This is a genomic window from Streptomyces sp. NPDC086989, assembly GCF_044745505.1.
GTDB lineage: Bacteria > Actinomycetota > Actinomycetes > Streptomycetales > Streptomycetaceae > Streptomyces.
This window is the reverse complement of sequence record NZ_JBIVAL010000039.1, coordinates 1-21,629: the sequence shown is the minus strand read 5'-3', so window position 1 is coordinate 21,629 and position 21,629 is coordinate 1. Positions and strand designations below refer to the sequence as shown.

At 69.7% G+C, this 21,629-nt stretch carries 18 protein-coding genes and 7 pseudogenes; 14 read left to right on the top strand and 11 right to left on the bottom strand.

Features of this window, described 5'->3' with window-relative positions; translation table 11 throughout:
• Positions 1 to 230: 230 nt before the first annotated feature.
• Complete coding sequence (locus tag ACIPK4_RS39445) at positions 231 to 1,007, top strand: pentapeptide repeat-containing protein (protein WP_402322611.1); 777 nt, start codon at positions 231 to 233, stop codon at positions 1,005 to 1,007.
• Positions 985 to 1,302 (top strand): pentapeptide repeat-containing protein, encoded by a 318-nt coding sequence (locus ACIPK4_RS39440; protein ID WP_402322608.1) that lies wholly within the window; start codon positions 985 to 987, stop codon positions 1,300 to 1,302. Before ACIPK4_RS39445 ends, ACIPK4_RS39440 begins: the two co-directional genes overlap by 23 nt.
• A 42-nt stretch (positions 1,303 to 1,344) precedes the next feature.
• Here the strand turns inward: ACIPK4_RS39440 and ACIPK4_RS39435 are convergent.
• The 3 genes and pseudogenes from ACIPK4_RS39435 to ACIPK4_RS39425 all read right to left on the bottom strand — a co-directional run.
• Positions 1,345 to 1,467: pseudogene (locus ACIPK4_RS39435) on the bottom strand (IS630 family transposase); the annotation flags it as partial.
• A pseudogene (locus ACIPK4_RS39430) lies at positions 1,468 to 1,659 on the bottom strand (transposase); the annotation flags it as partial.
• A gap of 199 nt (positions 1,660 to 1,858) precedes the next feature.
• Positions 1,859 to 2,719, bottom strand: a complete 861-nt coding sequence (locus ACIPK4_RS39425) for an alpha/beta fold hydrolase (protein WP_402322617.1) — start codon at positions 2,717 to 2,719, stop codon at positions 1,859 to 1,861.
• A 2,205-nt stretch (positions 2,720 to 4,924) separates the two neighbouring features.
• Here ACIPK4_RS39425 and ACIPK4_RS39420 point away from each other — a divergent pair.
• Positions 4,925 to 6,523, top strand: coding sequence for an ice-binding family protein (locus ACIPK4_RS39420; RefSeq protein WP_402322605.1), 1,599 nt, complete (start codon positions 4,925 to 4,927; stop codon positions 6,521 to 6,523).
• A gap of 492 nt (positions 6,524 to 7,015) precedes the next feature.
• Here ACIPK4_RS39420 and ACIPK4_RS39415 read toward each other — a convergent pair whose 3' ends face one another.
• Together ACIPK4_RS39415 and ACIPK4_RS39410 are read right to left on the bottom strand one after the other, a co-directional pair.
• Positions 7,016 to 7,465: a DUF5753 domain-containing protein gene (locus ACIPK4_RS39415; RefSeq protein WP_402322614.1), complete on the bottom strand. Its 450-nt coding sequence runs from the start codon at positions 7,463 to 7,465 to the stop codon at positions 7,016 to 7,018.
• 104 nt (positions 7,466 to 7,569) lie between these two features.
• Positions 7,570 to 7,692: pseudogene (locus tag ACIPK4_RS39410) on the bottom strand (transcriptional regulator); the annotation flags it as partial.
• On the opposite strand from ACIPK4_RS39410, the gene ACIPK4_RS39405 reads away from it, so the two are divergent.
• On the top strand, positions 7,663 to 8,046 hold the full coding sequence (locus ACIPK4_RS39405; RefSeq protein WP_402322602.1) for a hypothetical protein: 384 nt from the start codon (positions 7,663 to 7,665) through the stop codon (positions 8,044 to 8,046). The pseudogene ACIPK4_RS39410 and the gene ACIPK4_RS39405 overlap by 30 nt on opposite strands.
• Before the next feature lie 131 nt (positions 8,047 to 8,177).
• Here the strand turns inward: ACIPK4_RS39405 and ACIPK4_RS39400 are convergent, their stop codons facing one another.
• Positions 8,178 to 9,062 carry a DUF2268 domain-containing protein gene (locus ACIPK4_RS39400; RefSeq protein WP_402322600.1) on the bottom strand — a complete coding sequence of 295 codons (885 nt, stop codon included), beginning with the start codon at positions 9,060 to 9,062 and terminating at the stop codon, positions 8,178 to 8,180.
• Between the two features lie 480 nt (positions 9,063 to 9,542).
• On the opposite strand from ACIPK4_RS39400, the gene ACIPK4_RS39395 reads away from it, so the two are divergent.
• Positions 9,543 to 9,674, top strand: coding sequence for a hypothetical protein (locus tag ACIPK4_RS39395; protein ID WP_402322597.1), 132 nt, complete (start codon positions 9,543 to 9,545; stop codon positions 9,672 to 9,674).
• Between the two features lie 197 nt (positions 9,675 to 9,871).
• Here ACIPK4_RS39395 and ACIPK4_RS39390 read toward each other — a convergent pair whose 3' ends face one another.
• Positions 9,872 to 10,306 carry an ester cyclase gene (locus ACIPK4_RS39390; RefSeq protein ID WP_402322594.1) on the bottom strand — a complete coding sequence of 145 codons (435 nt, stop codon included), beginning with the start codon at positions 10,304 to 10,306 and terminating at the stop codon, positions 9,872 to 9,874.
• A gap of 1,026 nt (positions 10,307 to 11,332) precedes the next feature.
• Between ACIPK4_RS39390 and ACIPK4_RS39385 the strand changes: the two genes are divergently transcribed.
• Together ACIPK4_RS39385 and ACIPK4_RS39380 are read left to right on the top strand one after the other, a co-directional pair.
• On the top strand, positions 11,333 to 11,971 hold the full coding sequence (locus ACIPK4_RS39385; protein WP_402322592.1) for a ClpP family protease: 639 nt from the start codon (positions 11,333 to 11,335) through the stop codon (positions 11,969 to 11,971).
• A 1-nt stretch (position 11,972) separates the two neighbouring features.
• On the top strand, positions 11,973 to 12,575 hold the full coding sequence (locus tag ACIPK4_RS39380; protein WP_402322589.1) for a ClpP family protease: 603 nt from the start codon (positions 11,973 to 11,975) through the stop codon (positions 12,573 to 12,575).
• 85 nt (positions 12,576 to 12,660) lie between these two features.
• On the opposite strand, the gene ACIPK4_RS39375 is transcribed toward ACIPK4_RS39380, so the two are convergent.
• Positions 12,661 to 13,092: a helix-turn-helix domain-containing protein gene (locus ACIPK4_RS39375; protein ID WP_402322586.1), complete on the bottom strand. Its 432-nt coding sequence runs from the start codon at positions 13,090 to 13,092 to the stop codon at positions 12,661 to 12,663.
• A gap of 438 nt (positions 13,093 to 13,530) precedes the next feature.
• Between ACIPK4_RS39375 and ACIPK4_RS39370 the strand changes: the two genes are divergently transcribed.
• Complete coding sequence (locus ACIPK4_RS39370) at positions 13,531 to 13,758, top strand: hypothetical protein (RefSeq protein ID WP_402322583.1); 228 nt, start codon at positions 13,531 to 13,533, stop codon at positions 13,756 to 13,758.
• 354 nt (positions 13,759 to 14,112) lie between these two features.
• Here ACIPK4_RS39370 and ACIPK4_RS39365 read toward each other — a convergent pair whose 3' ends face one another.
• The gene (locus ACIPK4_RS39365; protein WP_402322580.1) at positions 14,113 to 14,781 is read right to left on the bottom strand and encodes a TetR/AcrR family transcriptional regulator; all 669 of its coding nucleotides are present in this window, start codon (positions 14,779 to 14,781) and stop codon (positions 14,113 to 14,115) included.
• Between the two features lie 58 nt (positions 14,782 to 14,839).
• Here ACIPK4_RS39365 and ACIPK4_RS39360 point away from each other — a divergent pair, with 58 nt between their 5' ends.
• The 4 genes and pseudogenes from ACIPK4_RS39360 to ACIPK4_RS39345 all read left to right on the top strand — a co-directional run bounded on the left by ACIPK4_RS39360 (position 14,840) and on the right by ACIPK4_RS39345 (position 19,207).
• Entirely contained in the window at positions 14,840 to 16,288 is a 1,449-nt protein-coding gene (locus ACIPK4_RS39360) for an MFS transporter (RefSeq protein ID WP_402322577.1), read from the top strand.
• Positions 16,285 to 16,680, top strand: a complete 396-nt coding sequence (locus ACIPK4_RS39355; RefSeq protein ID WP_402322574.1) for a cupin — start codon at positions 16,285 to 16,287, stop codon at positions 16,678 to 16,680. Before ACIPK4_RS39360 ends, ACIPK4_RS39355 begins: the two co-directional genes overlap by 4 nt.
• A gap of 282 nt (positions 16,681 to 16,962) precedes the next feature.
• A pseudogene (locus tag ACIPK4_RS39350) lies at positions 16,963 to 17,856 on the top strand (ISAs1 family transposase); the annotation flags it as partial.
• A gap of 928 nt (positions 17,857 to 18,784) precedes the next feature.
• Positions 18,785 to 19,207, top strand: a complete 423-nt coding sequence (locus tag ACIPK4_RS39345; protein ID WP_402322572.1) for a TipAS antibiotic-recognition domain-containing protein — start codon at positions 18,785 to 18,787, stop codon at positions 19,205 to 19,207.
• A 265-nt stretch (positions 19,208 to 19,472) separates the two neighbouring features.
• Here the strand turns inward: ACIPK4_RS39345 and ACIPK4_RS39340 are convergent.
• Positions 19,473 to 19,635 (bottom strand): annotated as a pseudogene (locus ACIPK4_RS39340) (IS110 family transposase); the annotation flags it as partial.
• A gap of 159 nt (positions 19,636 to 19,794) precedes the next feature.
• Between ACIPK4_RS39340 and ACIPK4_RS39335 the strand changes: the two are divergent.
• Positions 19,795 to 19,989: pseudogene (locus ACIPK4_RS39335) on the top strand (endoglycoceramidase); the annotation flags it as partial.
• A gap of 13 nt (positions 19,990 to 20,002) precedes the next feature.
• On the opposite strand, the gene ACIPK4_RS39330 reads toward ACIPK4_RS39335, so the two are convergent.
• A complete protein-coding gene (locus ACIPK4_RS39330) occupies positions 20,003 to 20,821 on the bottom strand; it encodes an SGNH/GDSL hydrolase family protein (RefSeq protein WP_402322569.1) in 819 nt (272 codons plus the stop codon).
• Positions 20,822 to 20,910: 89 nt separating this feature from the next.
• On the opposite strand from ACIPK4_RS39330, the pseudogene ACIPK4_RS39325 reads away from it, so the two are divergent.
• A pseudogene (locus ACIPK4_RS39325) lies at positions 20,911 to 21,515 on the top strand (IS5 family transposase); the annotation flags it as partial.
• Positions 21,516 to 21,629 lie beyond the last annotated feature (114 nt).

Genomic DNA, 21,629 nt, shown 5'->3' with positions numbered 1-21,629 from the left:
GAGCTGCAGACCCTCCTCGCGACATGGACCGGCGTCTGCCCCACCTGCTACCGCGGCATACCCACACCAGCCCCAACCTGACCAAGCACTACTAGTGCTCTGACCGGATAGGTACACCGGGTTCCGGGTTGCCCTGCGATCATGTACGCATGGTTGCGGAGCGATCTACTCATAGGCGGCGCGTACCGGGCACCTTTCGGCAGCGTCGTGTCAGGGCCGCTCTTTTCGCGGTGGCGGCGTTGCTGGCCCTGCTCGCCGCGCTGGCCGTAGTGGTCGTGGTGCTGCCAGGGCTGGTGGTCGAGCGCGATCTCGGCGGGGCCAGGATCTCGGCCGCTGAACGGCTCGCGGCTGTGAACAACGTACGCACGACGCTCGTGCAGGCGGTCGGTGGCGCTGTCGTCCTCTTCGGCGGGTACGCCACCTGGCGACAGTTGAGGGTCAACCAGGAAGGGTTGAACGCCACCCGGGAGGGACACATCACCGACCGCTTCAGCCGGGCGGTCGACCAGCTCGGCAGCGAGAAGACGGACGTGCGTATCGGCGGCCTCTACGCACTGCGGCGGATCGCGGACCAGTCGGCTCACGACCGGGAGGCGGTCATCTCGATCAAGGCCGCGTTCCTCCGGACTCACCTGCCATGGCCCCCGCAAGCGCAAGACTCGCTGGCGGCGGAAGCCTCGATCAACTCCGTGCCTCCGCTGGAGACACGTGCCCCGGATGCCCAGGTGGCGCTCACCTGCCTCGGAGTCCTGTGCCAGGAACGCCAGCCCGACTGGCTCAACGTCAGCTATACCGACCTGCGTCGGGCCGACTGCGACGGACTGTGGCTGCACCACATCAACTTCGACGGCGCCTGCCTGGAAGCGGCGAGCATCTACCAGGTCAACCTGACCAAGGCATCGCTGATCGCGGCCAACATGCGACACGTGGAGCTCGGGACGTCGATTCTCCACCAGAGCCGCTGCATCGAAGCCGACCTGCGCGGTGCTCGCCCTCCGCGAGGCTGACTTCTCGGGGGCCGACCTTCGGGAGGCGAATCTGCGCAAGGCGCGGGGCCATGGCGCCAAGTTCACCGGCGCGGATCTGAGACTGGCTGACCTCCGAGGAACCGACCTCACCAGTGCCGACCTGACACGGGCGAAGCTGGAGGGTGCGCTGGCAAGCGACGTCACCATCTGGCCGACAGGCTTCGACATCCAGGCGGCGGGCGTCGTCATGGTCGAGGACCCCGGCGCCGAGCCGAGCATCCTGCTGCAAGCCGCCGCGCTCGCGAGGAACGTCCCACCCCTGCATTCGGCCTGATGCTTCAACCGAGGTAGTCCTCCAGGCGGATGCACTGAGGGGTCGTCCGCCCCAGCGGATGCCCTTCTCGCCGCGGATGCGGGCGCGTTCGCGTCGTTGTGCTGTGAGGACGCGGGGGTGGCGGGCGTTGCGGTTGCGCCAGTGGAGGTAGGCGTGCAGGGCCCGGAGCGCGTCGTACATCGCGCCGTGTCCGCGCCGGTGCTCAGCCACCAGCGTCAGGTCGACCGGCGCCGTCACCGGTCCGTCCGCGCACAGCAACGCGTCGGCGAGGTCGAACAGCTCGTCCCCGCGCGCGGTCAGGCAGGCGAATAAGTCCTCCCGGAAGCGTGACGCTTTCGCGAACGCCCCCCGGAACATGATCAGGCAGCGAACTCACCTTTAACGGCCTTCGTCGTGGTCATGTGTGTCCTTGGTCGGAGCACATGATCAGACGAAGGCCGCCTCAGCGTCCGGCGAACACCCAGGTGAGCGGCCTAGTTCGAGGACCATTTCGACACCGGCCCTGCCGCGGTGTCGGCAGCGTGGGATGAGGCCGGCTGGTAATCCGGTCGAAGCCCTATGAGCCCACCGTGCCTTGCACGAATCGCCGAAGGTGCGCACGCACGGTGTGGGGCTGATCCAACCAGGGCTCGTGCCCAGCGTCTTCGACGCGCGTCAGCGGAAGGTCGAGCCTGAGCGCGAGTGATTCAAGAGCCGACACTGGGCGGGGATCGTCGGCCCCACCAAGAAGCATCGCCCGCGCGGGCAGGCATGCGCGCAGCTCGGCAAGATGCTCATCGAGCGGGTCCGCGCGCCCTGCCTTGCCAAGCTCGCTGTTCATAGCCCAGTTGACGGGGCGACGCCGCCGGGCACCCTGCGCGGCCCAGTGCCACCCCCGTTCGGGGTCGGCGTGGTCGGTGAACCAGGCCAGTGTGAGCAGCTCGACTTCCTGCTCCTCCGTCCGGTGCGGCAACTCCTCCAATGCCTGGAGCCGCTCCGACTGCGCTGCGGACATGCGGCGGCCTCGCTCCGCTCGGTCCCCGGTACGCCAATCACCGACGAACGGCCCGCACATCAGAAGCATCGCGGCAACCCGGTCAGGATGCGTCAGGCAGAACCGGCTCGCCAGGTCAGCACCGTAGGAGTGCCCGATCAGCACAGCTCTGGTCACGCCCCATGCGTCGAGCAACTCGACGAGATCGTCGACATGTCGGGCGAAGGAATGGCACCCTCGCCATGGGGATTGACCCGTGCCCCGCTGGTCGTACCGGTACACAGGCGCGAGGTCCGCGACCATGGGGGCGACATCGCCCAGATAATCCGGCAGACCCGGACCGCCATGGAGCATGACCACGGTCGTCCGCCGAGTCCTGTCCCCCAGCGCCATCCAACGTATCTGCACCTCGTCGGTCATCGACGTGAGGCCCTGCGTCTCCATCAAGGTCACCGCGGAGAACCTACCGGTGTCCCTGAGGCTCCGCCAAAGGTTAAAGAGCAAGCTTAGAGGTCGTTTTCAGATAGTTTGCGCCGCCTCTGGTGCCCCATTTTCTTACTGGCGCCTCGTACGTCTTGCTTTCAAGGGCGTTCAGCTGGGGCGAAAGGGATGGAGTCAGCGTCTCTTGGAATGAGACAGACTCTGCGGGATGAGACGGGCAATACGGTTCTCCCAGGCGCACCGATCAACACATGAACACCTCGATGCCCTCCAGTGGTGTCTGGCAGCAGGCCCAAATCGGGAGCAGGCGGGCTTCGTCGATGAAAACGACCTCTATGCCGGGAGGACACCCGGGTGCCCCTGATCAAGGTGCCGTACGACGGCTTGATCACCTGCCCTGCGCCTCAGGCCTGCCGTTCGCCGAACGGCTACCGTAGCCGTTCGGCGAACGTCCCATACAGGCTGGCCGATGACGTCCTGCACTGACCTTGGCCTTCTAGGTTCAGAAAAACAGGTGCGGCGACGTGCAGGATGGGGGCGGTGCTCAGGCGCGGCGTCGCGCCGGCGCAGGTCCGCTCCGGCCCGCCGCCCGCTCCACGCCGGCACGGCAGCTTTTCGCGTTCGGCCGGGCGCTTCGGCTGGGGCCGACCGATGGATGCGCACACGCCGTCGTCCGCCGGGCGCACCGTCGCTCACCCCCGCAATGCCGCCCCGCCGGGAGAGTGAGTGTCCTCCGGCCCGCGCTGGCCGTCCTGCCCCCGGCCGCCGGACTCGGCAGGGTAGGTCGGGCACGTTGGCCGACCTACCCCCTTCTTCGCCCCGGGCGGTTGCCCAGGTCAGGCCACAGTCCTCTGATCGGGCGGGACTTTTCGTGGCACCCGGCGCGCTGTGGCCGCCCGGAGCGCTCACAACGCCGTACAGCGATTCGATCGGGCACAGGAGCAGGGGAAGAGAACTCAACCCGCACATAGGTACTACAAGCACTTACCTACATCGGGGTGCAAGGCGGTCTGCGAGGCCGGCTCCGAGTGGTGCGCTCGGCCCGGCTTCGAGGAGGGCGCAGGTTCGCTGGATGCAAGGGTGCGAGGCCGGCCGGTGAGCGGGGAGCTACAGGTCCCGGGCCATCGTTTCGCAGTAGCCGAGGGCCGTGGCCGCCTGGGTGAGATCGCCCTCGGTTGCGGATCGGCGGCCCATGTCGATCATCGTGACTATGCCTTGCAGTGGCCCGTTCCACGTCGTCGGCGGTCTGGCGCTCGTTCAGGCGGGCGCTCAGCACCCTGTCCGCCTGGTCCAGGACGTCGGACATGCCGCCGAACTCCGACACCCCCGGCTCCTACGAGCAGACCTCCGACTACGCCGTTGCGTGGCGGCGGCTCTGCGTCTTCCGCTCGCTGCTCCGAGCCCGCCTCGGCAAGGAAAAGGGCCGCGATCAACGCCCAGGACCAAGCCATGGCCGCACTTCCCGCCCGACTCTCACGCTTCGCCACCCGCCTGGAACTCCACCGCGGACTGATGCTCGCCCGCTCCGGCGACCAGGCAGGAGGCGTCGCTCATCTGGGTCCTGCGCGGCACCCAGCCGCCGGACGGCGTGTGCGTTGCGGGCCACGCGCACAGTGCCCGCTTCGGGCGAGCCCACGTCGCCCCAGTCTGGGAAGGGGCGCAGGTCACGGGGCGCGGTGGGGAGGGTGTGGCCATGGGGGGCGTACTGGTGGGGCATACGGGTGTGGAACCCGGGATAGAACGCGTGCCCGAACCGCCTCCTGGCATGCCGTGCCTGTGCACTGGGCGGGAAGGACCGCCTTCGATTTCGTTCGCGGGGAAGGATCGGTCCGCTGCGGCCCTAGGTGTGGCGTGACCATCGTGGGCCTGCGGGGGCAGTCGCTGCGCCCTCCACCGCGCAGCAGATACACACAGACGTGCGACGTATGCCATTCCTGATGCCGATCACCCATGCAGACGCTTTTCCCTATTTGCGGCCTATCACCGCGAAATATGCGGTAATGCTCCCGCGTGACGACCCGTCACCACCTCTGGCACGGAGTAGATCTGCTTCCCCCGCTCGGGGTGGGCCTGCATGTCGGCACAGGCAGCGGGCCGGCGTCCCTGACCAGCAACAAGAAAGTTCCTGCTATGGCATTGAATGTCATCCGGTCGGCTCCACCCGACTCAAGCCCTCAACGCAATCTGCTCAAACGGGGAGCCTTTGCAATGCTCCCCGCAGCGCTCGTGGCGTCGGCCGCCCTGGTCCCGACACTCGCCCACGCCGCAGAAGCCCCCGTGTTGCTGGGAACCACCGCCAGTTACGGGGTCCTGGCAGGTTCGACGGTCACCAACACGAACCCCACCGTCATCAACGGCGACCTGGGCCTCTATCCGGGCACATCGGTGACCGGCTTCCCGCCCGGCATCGTCAACGGAGTGACGCGCGTAGCCCCCAACGCCGCCGCCGCTCAGGCGAAGTCCGACCTCGTCGTCGCCTACGACGACGCGGCAGGCCGGGGGCCCGGGACCATTCTCGCTTCGGACGAGATCGGCGGACTGACGCTGGGGCCCGGCGTCTACACGGCCCCGGCGTCCCCGCCGTCGCTGCAACTCACCGGGACGGTCACCCTCGACGGCCAGAACGACCCCAACTCCGTCTTCATCTTCCGGATCCCCTCGACCCTGACCACGGCTTCGTCGAGTTCCGTGGCCTTCATCAACGGAGCAAATGCCTGCAACGTGTTCTGGCAGGTGGGCAGCTCCGCCACCCTCGGCACGACCACCCAGTTCAAGGGCACCATCCTGGCCATGCAGTCCATCACGCTGAACAACAGCGCCGTGATCGAAGGCCGCGCCCTGGCGCGTGAGGCCGCGGTCACGATGGACAACAACACCATTACGAGGCCGGCCTGCGCCGTTGGTCCTCCCGGCCCGACTGGTGCCCCCGGCCCGACGGGTGCTCCGGGCCCGACCGGTGCCCCCGGCCCGACGGGCGCGCCCGGCCCGACGGGCGCTCCGGGCCCGACCGGTGCCCCCGGCCCGACCGGCAGCCCCGGCCCGACCGGTGCCCCCGGTGCCCCCGGTGCCCCCGGCCCGACGGGTGCTCCGGGCCCGACCGGCAGCCCCGGTGCCCCCGGTGCCCCCGGTGCCCCCGGCCCGACGGGTGCCCCCGGCCCGACCGGCAGCCCCGGCGCCCCCGGTGCCCCCGGTGCCCCCGGCCCGACGGGTGCGCCCGGCCCGACCGGCAGCCCCGGTGCCCCCGGCCCGACCGGCAGCCCCGGTGCCCCCGGCCCGACGGGCGCGCCCGGCCCGACCGGTGCCCCCGGCGCCCCCGGCCCGACCGGACCCGCAGGACCTGTCGGACCCGCCGGACCCAAGGGACCCAAGGGACCCAAGGGACCTCGCGGCGACAAGGGTGAGAAGGGGCACCACGGCCATGACAAGGACAAGGACAAGGACGAGAACGGCCGCCACGACCACGACAAGGACGAGAACGGCGACCACGACAAGGGCGAGGGCGGCGACCACGACAAGGGCGAGGGCGAGAATCGTCAGGACGGCCACGACGAGGGCAAGCCGCCGTGGGCCGACTTCCTGCCGAACAGCCAAGACACTGATCCCGGCCACGAAGGTCCCGGCCACGCAGCCAGGAGCGTCAATTTCGCCCACGTGAGCGGCGCCACCGGCCAGCAGCCGGCGGGGGCCGGCTCGAGCAGCGGTATCGGCATCATGGCGGCCTCTGCAGCAGCGCTGGCATTCATCGCAGGCTCGGCCCTCTTCACCATGAAGAGAATCCGGCGAGGTACGACAACTCGACAGGACTAGCCCCATCGCAGACTTGACTGCGTCACGCCCCTGACCCTTCGGGTCTCGAGCACTCGGCCGGATCGGCCAACGCTCCGCACTCCCGTCACCGACTGCTGGGTACGGGTCGGCGGCAGGGGCTGAAGCTCGGTCAAGCACGTGGGACGTCCCGTCCGCCGTTCGGCGCTGAGCCCCTGGACACACCGTCCAGGGGCTCAGTAGCGCTCGCGAGTGATCAGCTCCGAGATCGGCCCCCACGTCATCGAGGTCACCATCACTGCCGTCGCGTGCGGCGGTGGCCGGTCCGTCGCAACCCATACCGCTCCGGAAAGTGCAGATCTGACCTCGCATCAGAACGCTTCACGCAATGAATGGTGTGGTCGGTGAGGATCAGCCGGCAGCCCGATCCACGGACGCACTGGCCGGAGATGTCACAGCCGGTCGACGACGAGCGGGTCTGGATTGCCCCGGGGTGGCCGAATCGGCACCTGGACGGGTTCGTACGCAGCGCGCTCACGGGTTCGGCAGGGACGGTGCGCGGGCATCTGGCTGGAATTCCGGGCCGGCGTACGCCGTGATGGCTTCGTCGATGAGATGCCGGGTACTGTCCGGGCTCAGTGCCTGGGCCTGCAAGTGCGCATACATGTCGCTGTAGAGCCGCACGTCGGATCGTTTCTCGCGGTGGAGGTCGCTGGAGAATCTTTCCAGGTACACCAAGCTCGCATCGGTGGCGTCGGCGAACTCGAGCAGCGAGAACTGTCCTGAGACATCTGGGTGCGCACCCGAATCGTGAGGGAGGGCCTTCATGGTGATGTGCGGCTGGGCACTGAGGCGGGTCAGATGGTCCAGTTGCTCGCGCATGACCTCGCGGCTGCCCACGACGCGCCGCAGTGCCGATTCGTCCAGTACGGCCCACGAGCGCAGCAGGTTGCGCGGGGCTGCCAACCGGTCCTGGCGCCGCAGCCGTACCGGGAGACGTGTGGCGATCTGTGCGGCCGTGGCATGAAGGATCGTTCCTGCGATGACCGCCCCCGGGCATACGCGGGGGTCTGCAGCAGGTCGGCGAGCACCAGCGGCTCGTAGAGCCGGATCGCTGCCGCCTCGGCCTCCAGGCCGATGCAGTCGCCGTTCGGGATGTCGCCGTAGGAGTTCCACCAGCCATGCTGACCCGATTCCCCAGCCGGCTGCATCAGATGGTCAACCCGCTGCTGATCCTGAACTCCGTACAGCCCGCAGAGATCGCGCAGGTCGCGTGGCTTGACGAGGCGGCGGCCAGTTCAATACCGCGTCGACCGCGCTACGCGGTCGACGCGGGAAAGAGCGACGGTATGCCCGACGCACCCGTGGCCGGTGTCGAGACGTGCTCCTTCGCCGCCGCGTTGCCGACCGTCCGCTGCGCCGGCACCGACGACGAGACCCTGGGGCGGTTGCGCATGGGTGCCCGTCCCCCAGTACGAGCCCTGCGGGCCCTCGCGAACACCATGGTCGGTCTGTTGGTGCTCGAAGGCGGGAACGCAGGTCTACCTCGATCGGCCTGGCGCTGATGGCGCTCGTTGACATCGGCCGCCCGATACTCGGACGTGGCCTCAGCCTGCTCGCTGGACCTCCCCAGCCAGCGGCCGGCCGGCCGGCTGTCGGACCTCTGGCTGTGGGTGACGGCGAAGAGCGATGTACGTCAAGCGCTGCTCGGTATCCCTGCGTTCGCGAGGATGTCGCGTGCGGGCAGCACCGTGCTCTGGGCGGCGGTGAGGCCGGAGGCTGCCAAATGGGCGTCAACGATCCGAAGGCCGGCCGCATATCCGGCGAAGTCAGGCAGTCCGACCGGCTGGTGCCCCATGTGCTGTGCGGTGGCGTCGCCGTACACGTACGAGGGCAGATTCTGCATCCCGGCCACATCGATCCCAGCCGCGACCTTCTCGCAGACATCGTCCAGTTCCGGGCCGGACAGCGCCGTCGTCCAGGGGCCCATGGCCGGCTCGCCCGCCAGCTCCCGTACGAACGCCTCGGCCAGCCCCTCGGCCACGACCTGTTCGCCGACCGTGACCGTCATCGGATCCCAGACCACGTTGGCGTAACGCACGTTGTGGTGAAGCTCGTGCGCGGCGACGTAGCCGATCTTCGCCAGGCTGGTCTCGGTGGGCCACATCGTCAACTGGATCGCCCCCGGGATACCGCCCATACCGAGATAGCCCGCGTTGCGGACCGTCAGCAGGTCGTCATCGGGATCGCCGAGTACCAGCACGACATGCACGGTCTCGGCGCTCTTGGCTCCCGGCACCGAGCCGCTCAGCCGCTCCCATGCCGCGGCAAGACAGTCCTCGATCCGGTGCCACACCCCCGCGTCCCGCATCTGACGCAGCGCCGTCAGGTACCGCGGGTCCTCACGGTCGATCCGGAAGCCGCTGCCCATCCTGTGCATCTGGACCACATCCACGCCCACCGCGGACATCACGCCGTGCAGAGGCCTGAGCATGTCCCGCAAGGCGTCGGGCCGCTCCTCCAGCGGGCGCCGCAGGAGATCGAGCATGGAGGAGGCCGTGTCATGAACAATGATCTTCATGACCTGGGACCATAGGGCCTCACGCTACGGGAGGGGCAAGCCAGAAAGTCCTGGACCCTCGTTCCCGCCGGTGACCACGCTGCCTGACGGGCCCGTCCTGGTCGTTGTGTCACCTCCTGGCAAAGCGATGGCCACGGTGGGGCCGGCTGGCTGTGGCGGCGGGGAGAACGGAAGCCCGTCGGCGGCCGGACCGCGACAGGCCTCCGCTCCATCGGGGCCCTACCGCTTGAAGATGCCCAAGGCGGTACTCAGGGGCACCCTCGGAGTTCCGCCACCGCAACCGGTTCACCGGCTCCTTGGGAGTGGGCCGTACCCGCCACCGCAGCCGCGGCGCCGGAGATCGCCCGCACCATCGCGCACCTTCGTCGGCCAGGTCCTCGCCGACGCACCGACGGACGTCGTCCGGGCTCTGCAGGCGCTGCGCGATGAGCAGGTGAAGCGGGCCTGCACGGCGGTGGAGAACGTGGTGGCTCTGCGCCGGTGACCGCACCACCGCAGCACCAGGTGGGTGCCACCGGTGCGGTGGTGCGCACCCACCTGGTGCGCATCGCGTCCATCCAGTGCGCATCCACTCGGTGGACGGTGCACACCGGTGCGGCCGGCGCGCGGTAGTGGTGTGCCTCAGGTCAGACCGCGGCGCGGCCGAGTCAGCCGACGGTCCGGCACCGCCCGGGGGTCTCTCTCACACCCCCGGGGCCGGGGGTGTGAGAGAGACCCCGGTGCCGGGGGCACCCTTCGATGGACGGCTGAGCGCTTCCCGATAGCCACCCGATAGAAACCCCTCCTCGGCGGGCGTCGCACCTCGGCTGTCAGGCTGCCCCGTCCGGCGGAGGGATGACGCCGATCTGTTGGAGGAATCCGAACAGATCCTTGTCGGACCACTTTTCGGCGAGCTTTCCGTTCTCGATCCGATGGATGACCGTGCCCGTCATGGTGATCGGCTTGCCGGTGGCCGGGACTCCCGGAAGATCCTTCTCGAAGACGCCGCGAGCGGTGAGGCGAGTCACGACCTTGTCGCCCTCCGCGATCTGGTCCTCGATGTCATGGGTTCCGGGCGTACTCTCCCAGAACAGCCGGAAGGCTTGTTTGAGCCCCTCCCTGCCGGGTGCCCCGAGCCCCGGGAAGGGCGGCGGCGAGTGGTCTTTGTAGTCCTCGGCCACCAGTTCGTCCATGGCGTCCACGTTGCCCGCGTCGATCTCCTGGTAGAACCGGCGGACCAGTCTCTTGTTCTCCTCGATGGACACGGCTCATTCCTTCCGACTGGACGACGCTGCCCGCAGGACACGCCCTGTCATGGTCGTCTCGTGTCCTCCTGCCGGTCCCCCGACGCACCGGCCGTCCGCCGCGTTCACCCGGGGGACGCCTGCCGGCCGGGTGAGTCGGTCGGCGAATCCAGTGGCAGGACCGGGGCCATGCGGCCTGGGTCCGCCAGCCGTGCTCCAGCATCGCCCGTGCCTGCGGGCACAGCGGGACGCGGCGGCCCAAGGGCCCCCTGCGAAGGCCCTTCAGCCGCTCGGGGTGAAGGTCACCGGCAGGCTCTCGGGGCCGCGCAGGCCGCCCGGGCGCCAGCGGATCTCCTCCCGCGGTACGGCGAGGGGCAGACCGGGGAGTGCGGGTGTTGTGGCATTGCCGGTGTGGATGCGGATGGTGGCACGGCCCGCGACGCGGATGTTGTCACTGTCGCGCAGGGTTCAGCCGCGGAGGTTGATGGCGTCGCCGGTGGTGTTGGTGATCTCCCCCCCCCTCTGCGTTCAGCGACCGGTTGGAGCGGTCGTCGCGTCCGGGGCTGTCGGCCTGGACCCGGCTGATCTCCACCCGCGGATGCTGGCACCACCCGGCGCACCTCCGGGCCGTCTCACCCAACCGGAGTAGTTGATCAGGTAACAACCGTTCTGTGGAATTATTCGCACTTAGATGCAAGATGTGCACAGAAGATCGGATCTTTCGGCCGGTCAGGATGCCAGTTGGGCCCCAGCAGCTGCACGGGCACGGCCTGCACGACGGGAACGGCCCGTCAGGCCCGGGCCTCGAATCGGACCGCCGGCCTTCAATGAACGGGGCATCGAGTTCTGGATTCGCCCCGAGGACTCCGCCACGCTGCGGGCCGAATCGTCGGAATCCAGGTCCTGGTCGCCGACCGCTTCCAGATACGAGTGCCGTGACGTCGTGTCCGCCCGTGGCGGATCTGCCGGGGGCAGAGCAACGGCGTCCGGGGGGGTTCCCAGGTCAAGAGTGGAGTCGACGGCATCCCGCCTCGACAAGGAGAAGAGATGACTCACCTCACCATGCTCGCGCCCCGCGCGGAGGAGGGCGACACACCGCCCGGCCACTTCGACGACCACCTCGCGGCAAGACTGCTCGACCAGCGGATCGTCCTCCTCGGCACCCAGGTCGACGAGGTGTCGGCCAACCGGGTGTGCGCGCAGCTGTTGCTGCTGTCGGCGCAGGACCCGCGGTCCGACATCAGCCTGTACGTCAACAGCCCCGGCGGGTCGGTCACCGCGGGTCTCGCCATCTACGACACGATGCGGCTCATCCCGAACGACGTCTCGACGCTGGCGATGGGCTTCGCCGCCAGCATGGGCCAGTTTCTGCTCACCGTGGGGACGGCCGGTAAGCGGTTCGCGCTGCCGAACGCGCGGATCATGATGCACCAGCCCTCGGCGGGAATCGGCGGCACCGCCGCGGACATCGAGATCCAGGCGGAGAACCTCCAGTTCACCAAGAAAGCCGTCGAGCGGATCACCGCCCAGCACACCGGGCAGAGCGAGGAGACGATCGCGCGGGACGGCGACCGCGACCGCTGGTTCACGGCTGAACAGGCCAGGGAGTACGGGATGGTGGACCGGGTGGTGGATTCGCTCGCTGACATCCGCCCGGCCACGCCGCGCCGACGGACGGGGCTGTGACATGGGGTCGTACACGGTTCCCTACGTGATCGAGCGGACCGCGCAGGGCGAGCGGTCCTACGACGTCTTCAGCCGGCTGCTGAACGAGCGGATCATCTTCCTCGGCACCGAGATCGACGACGGGGTCGCCAACGTGGTCATCGCGCAGCTCCTTCACCTGGAGTCGGCGAGCCCGGAGCAGGAGATCTCGATCTATCTCAACTCGCCCGGCGGATCGTTCACTTCGCTGATGGCGATCTACGACACGATGACGTTCGTGCAGGCGCCGATCTCCACCTTCTGCGTTGGTCAGGCGGCGTCCACGGCGGCGGTGCTGCTGGCGGGCGGAGATCCCGGGCGACGGTTCGTGCTCCGGCACGCGCGGGTGCTGCTCGGCCAGCCGGCCAGCGGCGGCCGGCAGGGAACCGTCTCCGACCTCAGCCTCGCGGCCAAGGAGATGGTCCGCATCCGCTCGCAGGTGGAGGAGGTCCTGTCCCGGCACACACAGCACGACGTGGCGACGCTGCGCGCGGACATGGACCGGGAGAAGGTGTTCACCGCCGAGGAGGCCGTGGCCTACGGGCTCGCCGACGAGGTACTGAGCCGACGGTTCGCGTTCGTCTGAGCCTGCGCGGCCGTGGCCGAGGGCCGGCGAGCCGGCCGGTACGACGGGGCGCGCCCCCGCCGTACCGGCCGTGGGCCCGGTCCGGTCAGGCGGCGAGGCAGAAGCCGTCGTACTGCGCCGTGGGTGATGTGCGGCCCCGGACCACCCGGCTCCGGACGTGCCGGGCCAGCTCGTCACCGGCGAGCAGCAGCAGGTCGGCGAGGCCGAGCCCGAGGGCCTGGGCGGCGGCCGCGAGCACCTCGGAGGATGCCTCCTTGCGTCCGCGTTCCACCTCCGACAGGTACGGCATCGAGATCCGGGCCGCCTCCGAGACGTCCTTCAGCGTGCGCTCCTGGGCGAGCCGCTCGCGCCGCAGCACGTCGCCGACGAGGTCACGCCACAGAGGCTCCCTCGGCGCGCGTGGCTGTGGACCCCCCACGGGTCTCCGCGGGGCGCCGGCCGCCCCGCCGAAACCAGGCGACGGGGCCTGCGGGCGCAGGGAAATGACGCGGGACTCGTTCGGCGCATGAGTGCTCACCCCCTCACCCTAAGGATCCGCGGCGCGGAGGCAAGGGAGTGGCCTTCTGCCCTGGGTGAAGCCGCGCCGGGGCCCGGGGCGACGCGGGTGCGGAGCCATGGGGCTCTGACCTCGGGGCCCTCCGCTTCGCTCCAGACCCCCGGTTGAGCCGCTTCGCGTCTCAACTCAGGCCGCTTCACGACTGGTTAGGTCGGTTCGCTTAGCTCCCCGGCCCCGGGCCCGCTTCGCGGGCGGCTGGCTACGAGGGAGGGGGCCGGGGTCTGGTGGTGACCCACTCCGCTATGCACTTGATATCGCACAGTCAGGCTGGCAGAGCCCGGTCCGGCCGGATTACGGCAACCCTTCCCCCGAGCTTGTGGCCCGCGCGGACCGCGGCCTCGCCCACTTCCTCGACGACCAGGAAAAGGAGCGAAAAAGCGCCACGGACGGAGGCGAGGCATGAAGAACGGCGCCGACCTCGGCTTCGGGCACGAGGAGCATCCGCTGCTGGGCCGCCGGGTCCGCGACCTCGCCTCCGGCACCGAGGCCGAACTCATGGCCGTCGTCGCCGAAGAGATCCCCGACACCGGCCGCCGCTGGGCCCGGCGCGCATACATCCGGCCCGAAGCCGGAGGCCGGGAACTACCCACCGCAGTGGGCAATATCGAACCCCTCGGAACCGACTGAACCAGCAAACGCCTGAGCGACTGGGCATCAGGGTGGTGTCGTTCAGGCGATTCGTTCAGGTTGATTCCGATTCAGCACGGTGAGGTGACTTGGTAGTTGGTGGCCCCGAGGACATATCTCCAGAAGGACGCCGCGCTGGCCCGAATGGGCTACGGCGTCTTGGCGCACCTACTCACCGTCCGCGCCATCGAGGCCCACATGACCCGCACCCTGGCCGGCGGAAGACCAGACCCGCGAGGAGTGGCAGCTGCCCACCCGGCTCAAGGCGACCATGCTCGACAGAGGAGACGGGCACTGGCGTGTTGACGGAATGTCAGCGGCGCGGGACTTGACGCGTTCATCGGCGGCGGTCCGTCAGCGGGTGGCGAGGAGGCCGTCCACCAGGGCCCGGAGCCCTTCCAGATAGGTGTCCTCAGCGGTCAGCGACGCCCAATGGTCCGCGACCTGTGCCAAGCGGGGAAGCTCGCCCGGGTCGAGATCGGCGAAGACTCGCTCCCGGTAGGTCGCACGGTCATCGTTTGCGCGGCGCTGGGCCGCTGCCGCACGGACCATGATCTCTCCGGCGGTGTAGTACCAGATCGCGCGGTAACCGCGCACGGCCTGCTCGGGGGTCAGTCCGCACTCGACCAGGCCATCGACGATCTGCTCGACAAACCACAGTGCGGACGTGGACATCAAGTCGTCGGCGGTCAGCACCTCCGTGATCCAGGGGCAGGCGGCGAGCGCCTCGTGGATCGCGGCGGCAGCGGCGACGATCCGCTCGCGAGGGTGGGCAGGTGGTTCGGGTCGGCGCAGGGTCCGCGTGGCGAAGTCGTCCAGCAGCAGGACGAGCAGGTCTTCCTTGTCGCGGACGTGGTGGTAGAGCGCCATCGGCGTACTGCCGATCTCTGTGGCCAGTCGCCGCATGGTCAGCCGGTTCACGCCTTCCTCGGCCACGATCCGGCTGGCCGTCTCGACGATCTCCTCAAGGGAGATACGGGGAGGTCGGCCGAGGGTTTTGCGTGGTGCGGATGGTTGCGGCATGCCTCCCATCATCCCCCAGGTGTCGACAGCGGCGATCCCTTCGCGCTACTTTCTTTACATGTATAAAAACTCACGGGGGCGCCCCGGAGCGGTGCTGGCAGCAGCGGCCGTCGCCCAGTTCGTCCTCGCCCTGGACATGTCGGTGGTCAACGTCGCACTGCCCGCGATCCGCACAGCGCTGGGATTCGCACCGCTCGACCTGTCGTGGGTCGTGCACCTCTACGCGCTCACGTTCGGCGGGTTACTGCTGATGGGTGGCCGCGCTTGCGATCTGTACGGCCAGCGTCGACTGTTCGTACTGGGCTTGGCCGTTTTCGGGCTGTGCTCGCTGGCGGGCGGACTGGCCCAGGCACCCTGGCAACTGATCGCCGCCCGCGCCGGGCAAGGCCTGGGCGCCGCTGCCGCCGCGCCGGCCGCGCTGGCGATGCTCACCACCACCTTCGCCGAAGGCCCCCAGCGCGTCCGCGCGCTCGGAGTGTGGAGCGCCGTGAACGCCGCTGGGGGAGCCCTGGGCGTGCTGGCGGGCGGACTGCTGACCGAATATGCGGGTTGGCGCTGGGTCATGCTGGTCAACCTGCCCATCGTGGCGGCGGCTCTCGCGCTGGTTCCCGCAGGCGTGCCCGCCGGAGCACATCCCGCCCGGCGCGAGAGGCTGGACGTGCTGGGTGCCGTCCTGGCGACCGGCGGCATCGGACTGCTGGTGTTCGGTGTCGTCCGCACCGACACCCTCGGCTGGGGCTCCCCGGCCACGCTGGCGACCCTCACCGCCGCGGCCGTGCTGCTGGCCGCCTTCACCTTCGCCGAATCAAGGGCCCCCGCACCGCTCCTGCGCCTCGACCTGCTGCGCAACCGCTGGGTCGCCGGCGCGAACGCGCTGGTGCTCCTGGCCGCAGCCGGGCAGTTCACAGCGTTCTACTTCGTATCCCTGTACATGCAGCAGGTCCTGGGCATGGGTGCCGCAGCAACCGGCGCCGCGTTCCTGCCCTTCTCCGCAGGCCTGGTCACGGGCACCGTCGCCGCGACCCGCATCACCGCGGCACGCACCCCCCGCGTGTCCCTCGTGCCCGGCGCCCTGCTGGCCGCCGCGGGCCTGGCCTGGTTCGCCTTTATCAGCCCACGCGGCAGCTTCCTCACCGACGTACTCGGCCCGTCCCTCGTCACCAGCATCGGTACCGGACTGGTGCTGGCCCCGGTCGCCGCCGCCGCCACCACCGGCGTCACCCCTCGCGAGGCCGGCATGGCCTCCGGCCTCTTCAACAGTTCCCGCCAACTCGGCGGCTGCATCGGCCTGGCCGCCCTGGCCACTATCGCCGCACACCACATCGGCACGGCCACCGACCCCGCCGCGCTCAACGACGGCTACGCCCTGGGCCTGGCCATCGCCGCCGCCCTCTTCGTGCTCGCGGCGGTCGTGGCCATCGGCGTGCTGCCCCGCCGCCGGGCCGAAACACCCGACCTGCGCCCCGCCGCCCCCGCAGACAACCGACTGGAAGGAACACCATCATGACGACGATCCCTATCGACCTGTTCGCCTCGGCGCTGCGCTTCCACCCCGACGGCGACGTCCGAGCCGTCGAACGGCGGATGACGAGCAGCGACTCGGGCGCCTGGCAGATCGCCACGTTCCACGTGGAGACCGACGCCGACGTTCACGCCGACCACTGGGAGATGCACCCGCAGGCCGAGGAAGCGGTGTGCTGCCTGACCGGCGGTATCCGCCTCTACTTCCGCCCCACCACCCCCGGCGCCACCGAGGACATGGTGCGGTTACCGGCAGGCACCGCCGTGATCGTCCCCCGCGGCCGCTGGCACCGCCTGGAACTGGACGCCCCCAGCGACCTGATGTCGATCACCCTTCGCCACGGCACCCGCCTCGAAAAGCGCACCAACACCCACTGACCGAACGTGGCCCGGCAGACCCGCTGCCGGGCCACCACAAGCCTCGCCAGCCAGCTGCCTTGCCCCTGGGGCCGAGCGGGGAGCCCGGAGCCCAATGAGCTGTGTCCATCTTGAGTTGCAGGTCACCGGGCGCCTGCTTGTTCATCATCGCCCATCCCAGCTGGCCTGGGACAACTCGCCGATGTTGCACCCACTACTACGGACGAGACCGCCGGGCTGCTGGTCCGTCTGGCCGCGGTCCCCGATCCGCGCCGGGCCAGGGGCCGACGGCATCCCGTCGCCTTGGTCCTGGCAATGGCCGCCTGCGCTGTCCTGGCTGGGGCCCGCTCGCTGGCCGCGATCGCCGAGTGGGCGGCCGATGCCCCCGCCGAGGTCCTGTCCCGGCTCGGCGCCCCATGCCGCGAGCCCGACCGTAAACCGACCGCCCCGGCCGAGGCCACCGTCCGCCGCGTCCTGCAGCGCATCGACGGCGACGCCCTGGACACGGCCGTCGGCGCCTGGCTCGCCGACCGTGACCGAGACGACCACCCCGACCGCGACGCCGATCAGCCCCGCCCCTCGCTAGCGGTGGACGACAAGACCGTGCGGGGCGCCTACCGGCCCGACGGCACACAGGTTCACCTGCTCGCGGCGATGACCGGCACCGGCCAGGTCATCGCCCAGCGCGAAGTCGACGGCAAGACCAACGAGATCACCGTCTTCCAGCCTCTGCCCGCTCCACTCGACCTGCGCAAGACCATCGTCACCTTCGACGCTCTGCACTCGCAGACCGGCCACGCCCGCTTCCTGGTCGAGGACAAGGGCGCCCACTACATCGCGCTGATCAAGGCCAACCACCCGACCCTGCGCCACTACTTGAAGAAGCTGCCTTGCCGGGACGTGCCGCTGCAGGGCAGGACCCGGGCCACCGCTCACGGCCGCGACGAGATCCGACGGGTCAAGACCTGCACCGTCACCGCGGGCCTCGACTTCCCGCATGCCGTTCAGGCCGTCCAGATCGTGCGCCGACGCCGGATCATCACCACTGGCAAGGTGACTCTCGAACGCGTCTACGGTGTCACCAGCCTCGCGCCCGAGCAGGCCGGCCCGGTGGAGATCGCGCAGCGCGTCCGAGAGCACTGGGGCATCGAGAACAAGATCCATCACGTGCGTGACACCGCATACGTCGAGGACGCCTCCCGCGTCCGCACCGGCACCGCGCCCCGCGCCATGGCCACCCTGCGCGACCTCGCCATCGGTGCGCTGCGACTGACCGGCCACGACAACATCGCCGCAGGCATCCGCCACCACGCCCGGGACGCCGCCCGCTCTCCACACTGGGCATCACCTGATCAAACCGGACACATCTCCAGAACGACGTCGCCCTGGACTGGGCATGGGGATTTGGTCACGAGAACGGAAACAAAGCCGGCCTCGGGCCGATGTCGGTGGTCGTCCGGAGAATTGGCGGATGCCCCAGGAACCGACAGCAGCCATCGAATCCGAGACGCTCGCCGCCTCCTTACGCACCTGTCTGGCCCTCGCCGGGTTCACCTTCACCGGCCTGACCGGGAAGGAAGCGACACCGGCCATCACCCAGGGCATTGTGGACCGGGCGAAAGCCTCCGGCTGGAGTCCACTGGGAGGCACCCCTGCGATACAGGGATTCCTCGACATCGACGATGGCCGACGCCCACAGAACCACCGCGGGCGGAGAGCGGCACTACCGAAGAAGGGTTCCCGCCGCGTCGTCGTCGACGGCGTCGAGGCTACGTGGTGGAGGACACTGCCCGCCTCGGGACGACACTCGTCGTGGAGACCGGTCGACCGGCCGTCATGGAACCGGACCGCTGCCGGCCGAGCCCGTCCTGCTGCGCGAGGTCGCCGCGGGAATCCGGGCCACGCGGTCGAGCGGCTGGACGCCCCACTCGGACGGCTCACCGTCCGAGCTGCGCCTTTCCGCCACCGGCTGACCGGGACGGAGCGCCGGAGGGTCCAAGAAATGGTTTGCCGACCCGGTGGCGGTGTGTCACCGTTCGGCCTGGACCGGCAGTTGATCATCGGCAGCCTGTCGATGTCGACATGTCGGCGGCCTCTTGGGGATCCACCGGAGAGGTGAGAAACGATGGGAACCGGTGCCGTGGGAAACAGTTACGAGGACGAGTGTCGCCGGTCGATGGCCGAGGAGCAGGCGAAGAGCCTTGCCGCGACCAACGACTGGGAACATGTGGACAGGGAGCGGGTCCACCAGGACTGGGACGTCCTGTACCGGGAGATCACGGCTTTCCTGGACGGCGGCTCCCTGCCCGGAGACCGGCAGATCCAGGAGCTCGTCCGCAGGCACTTCGACATCGTCAGCCGGTTCTACATCCCCTCCAGGGAGGCTTACGTCGGCATGTCGCTCTTCTACGCCGAGGACGAGGCCATGAGGGCGTTCCACGATTCCTACCACCCCGGGATGGTGGAGTTCCTGTGCGCCGCGATCAAGGTGTTCGCGGAGCAGGGGAGCGGGTTCGCCCCCAGCGCAGGGGCCGAGGCTTCGGCGTAGTGGGGCGACACGGGGCAGGACATGCATGGGCGGGCGCGCCCGGACCGGGGTCCGGGCACCCGCGCCGAGGGGTGGGCCGGGGTTCAGGCCTGGCGACTGCGACGGCCCGTACTTCCTCGCCTTGACCAGCCGGTTTTTCCTCAGGCCCGACGGCCTGACAGCAGGCATGACCGGCCCGGACAAGGCCCTGGCCGGCGGTGCGCCGCCGGCCAGGGCCAAGGGCGATCCACTCCCGGTGGACCAGGGCGTCGCCCGGGTCGGACTACTTGCGGCTGACGCCGTGGCGGTCGCGGTAGCGGGCGGCGGCGAGCGGGTCGATCGCGAAGACCCGACGGCTGCCGGTGCGCAGGCCCGCGACCAGGAGGCCGTGTGCTGGTCTCGATGGCCACCGGTATCGGATCGTCTGGGCTGTCACCGTGCTCGGCCAGGGACGACCAACCCATGCCACCAGGACACCCGTTCACATACTGCTTCCTCGACCAGCCGGGCGCGGAGAAGCCCAACGCCCGGCTGCTCCCCAGCCCTAAGCGCGGGCCGTCGCGGGTGATCCGCTCGGCTTCGCGTACGACCCCGCCACACGCACCCACACCCTCACCTTCCCCACCCGCGACAACGCTGCCGGACCCACGCATATCACCGTGCCGAAGGACACCTACCGGAACGGGTACCGCGACACGGTCCAGGGCCACAGCGCCAAGTGGGACGGCCACGGCCAGACCGTCACCGTGAGCACCCACGGGAGGAGCCGAACCGCGTACCAGGTGACGATGAGCCCGAGGTAGCCCACCCGCGTGGTCACGGCAGGCCCGGTTCCGTGGCGAGCGCGTCCAGCACCGCCGCCGCGACGTGCTGTTGACCGGCCGGGGTGAGGTGGACGCCGTCCTCCTCCCAGTGGCCGTGCGCGGCGGCCCGGGTGTCGACCGTGACCTCGGGCTCGGCGAGCAGGACTTCCGCGACGGCGTCGAGGTCCGCCCCGGCCCAGCCGAGACCGGCCCGCCGGAAGTGGACGTACTCCGCGACCCGCCCGGGATCGACGCCGGTCGGGGTGAGCCAGACCCACCGGGCCCCGGTCCGCCGGACCGTCAGGTCGCGCAGAGCCCGCAGGGCGCGGCGGGTCTCGGCGGCGGAGATCAGCGGGACCCCGTCCAGCCGCTGGACGTCGTTCGCTCCCAGCATGCACAGCGCCCAGTCAGGCCGCTGGAACGCGAGCGTCGGGAGGTTCGCCAGGGCCTGGGTCGTCGTACTGCCGGTCACGGCCAGGTTGGTGCAGCGCACGCCTTCGGGAAGCAGGTGTCGCAGGATCTCGAACCAGGACAGCCGGTCGGCGGTGGTGCTCTCCCCCACGGCCACGACGTGCTCACCCGGCCGGAACGGCAGGGCGGCCAGGCGTGCGGCCGCTCCCGGTTCGGCCACGAGAGCGGCGGCAGCCGCCCGGTTGCGCGCCTCGAATCGGTCCAGGCGCGTCCGGTATCCGGCCGGGCCGAGCCCGAACAGGGCCCCGAGCGCCGCCTCGTCGGGCGCAGGGCCGAGGTGGCGCAGGACCTTCTCGGGCTGGTGGAAGCGGAGCATGCGTTCCGCCGGGTCGTGGGCGGCGGCAGCGGTGGCACTCGTCATGGCGGTCAGCCCTCCGTACGGACGCGGCGGCGCGGCAGCAGGAACCCGGCCGCGATCAGCCACAGCAGGCCGGCGAACCGGGCGACCGGCAGCAGCAGGAGGCAGCCCGGCAAAAGGGGGCGGACCGGAGGAACAGAACGGACAGGCCGAGCGACGGCGGATCCGACGCCGACGCAAGCTCCGCCTGAAGGAAGCCCTGCTCGGGAGGTCCCGGGGTGGCCTGACCAGCAAGATTCATCTTGCCGCGGACCGCAGGTGCCGTCCGCTCGCTTTGGTCCTGACCGCCGGGCAGGCCGGGGACAGCCCGCAGTTCATCCCCGTGCTGGCGCGGGTGAAGGTCCGGCTGCCTGTCGGCCGTCCGCGCACGAGGCCCGGCGCGGTCGCCGCGGACAAGGCCTACTCGTCTCGCGGCAATCGCTCCTACCTGCGCAGACGCGGAATCAAGGCAGTTATCCCGGAAAAGCGGGACCAGGCCGCCAACCGGAAGAAGAAGGGCTCCAGGGGCGGCCGGCCCGTCACCTACGACGCCGACCTCTACAAGGAACGAAACACGGTCGAACGCCTGATCAACAAGCTCAAGGCCTGGCGAGGCATCGCCACCCGATACGACAAGAGCCCAGACAGCTACCTCGCCGGCCTCCACCTCCGCGCCGCAATGATCTGGATCGACGACCTCATCAAGACCGCCGAATGATCACGACATCACACAGGCCCTAAGAGGTCCTAACAGAAGCCGTTGATCATGTGACTTTCGGTTCGGGTGGTCGTTGGTCCTGCCGTGGGGAAACGTCAGTCGCGGCCGTGGATC

Excerpts from the sequence above, each read along its gene's own strand:
- ACIPK4_RS39330 (WP_402322569.1), bottom strand. The coding sequence starts at position 20,821 with ATGACGAGTGCCACCGCTGCCGCCGCCCACGACCCGGCGGAACGCATG.
- ACIPK4_RS39425 (WP_402322617.1), bottom strand. The coding sequence starts at position 2,719 with ATGGAGACGCAGGGCCTCACGTCGATGACCGACGAGGTGCAGATACGT.
- ACIPK4_RS39400 (WP_402322600.1), bottom strand. The coding sequence starts at position 9,062 with ATGAAGATCATTGTTCATGACACGGCCTCCTCCATGCTCGATCTCCTG.
- ACIPK4_RS39420 (WP_402322605.1), top strand. The coding sequence starts at position 4,925 with ATGCTCCCCGCAGCGCTCGTGGCGTCGGCCGCCCTGGTCCCGACACTC.
- ACIPK4_RS39405 (WP_402322602.1), top strand. The coding sequence starts at position 7,663 with ATGCTGACCCGATTCCCCAGCCGGCTGCATCAGATGGTCAACCCGCTG.
- ACIPK4_RS39345 (WP_402322572.1), top strand. The coding sequence starts at position 18,785 with ATGGGAACCGGTGCCGTGGGAAACAGTTACGAGGACGAGTGTCGCCGG.
- ACIPK4_RS39370 (WP_402322583.1), top strand. The coding sequence starts at position 13,531 with ATGAAGAACGGCGCCGACCTCGGCTTCGGGCACGAGGAGCATCCGCTG.
- ACIPK4_RS39360 (WP_402322577.1), top strand. The coding sequence starts at position 14,840 with ATGTATAAAAACTCACGGGGGCGCCCCGGAGCGGTGCTGGCAGCAGCG.
- ACIPK4_RS39365 (WP_402322580.1), bottom strand. The coding sequence starts at position 14,781 with ATGCCGCAACCATCCGCACCACGCAAAACCCTCGGCCGACCTCCCCGT.
- ACIPK4_RS39355 (WP_402322574.1), top strand. The coding sequence starts at position 16,285 with ATGACGACGATCCCTATCGACCTGTTCGCCTCGGCGCTGCGCTTCCAC.
- ACIPK4_RS39380 (WP_402322589.1), top strand. The coding sequence starts at position 11,973 with ATGGGGTCGTACACGGTTCCCTACGTGATCGAGCGGACCGCGCAGGGC.
- ACIPK4_RS39385 (WP_402322592.1), top strand. The coding sequence starts at position 11,333 with ATGACTCACCTCACCATGCTCGCGCCCCGCGCGGAGGAGGGCGACACA.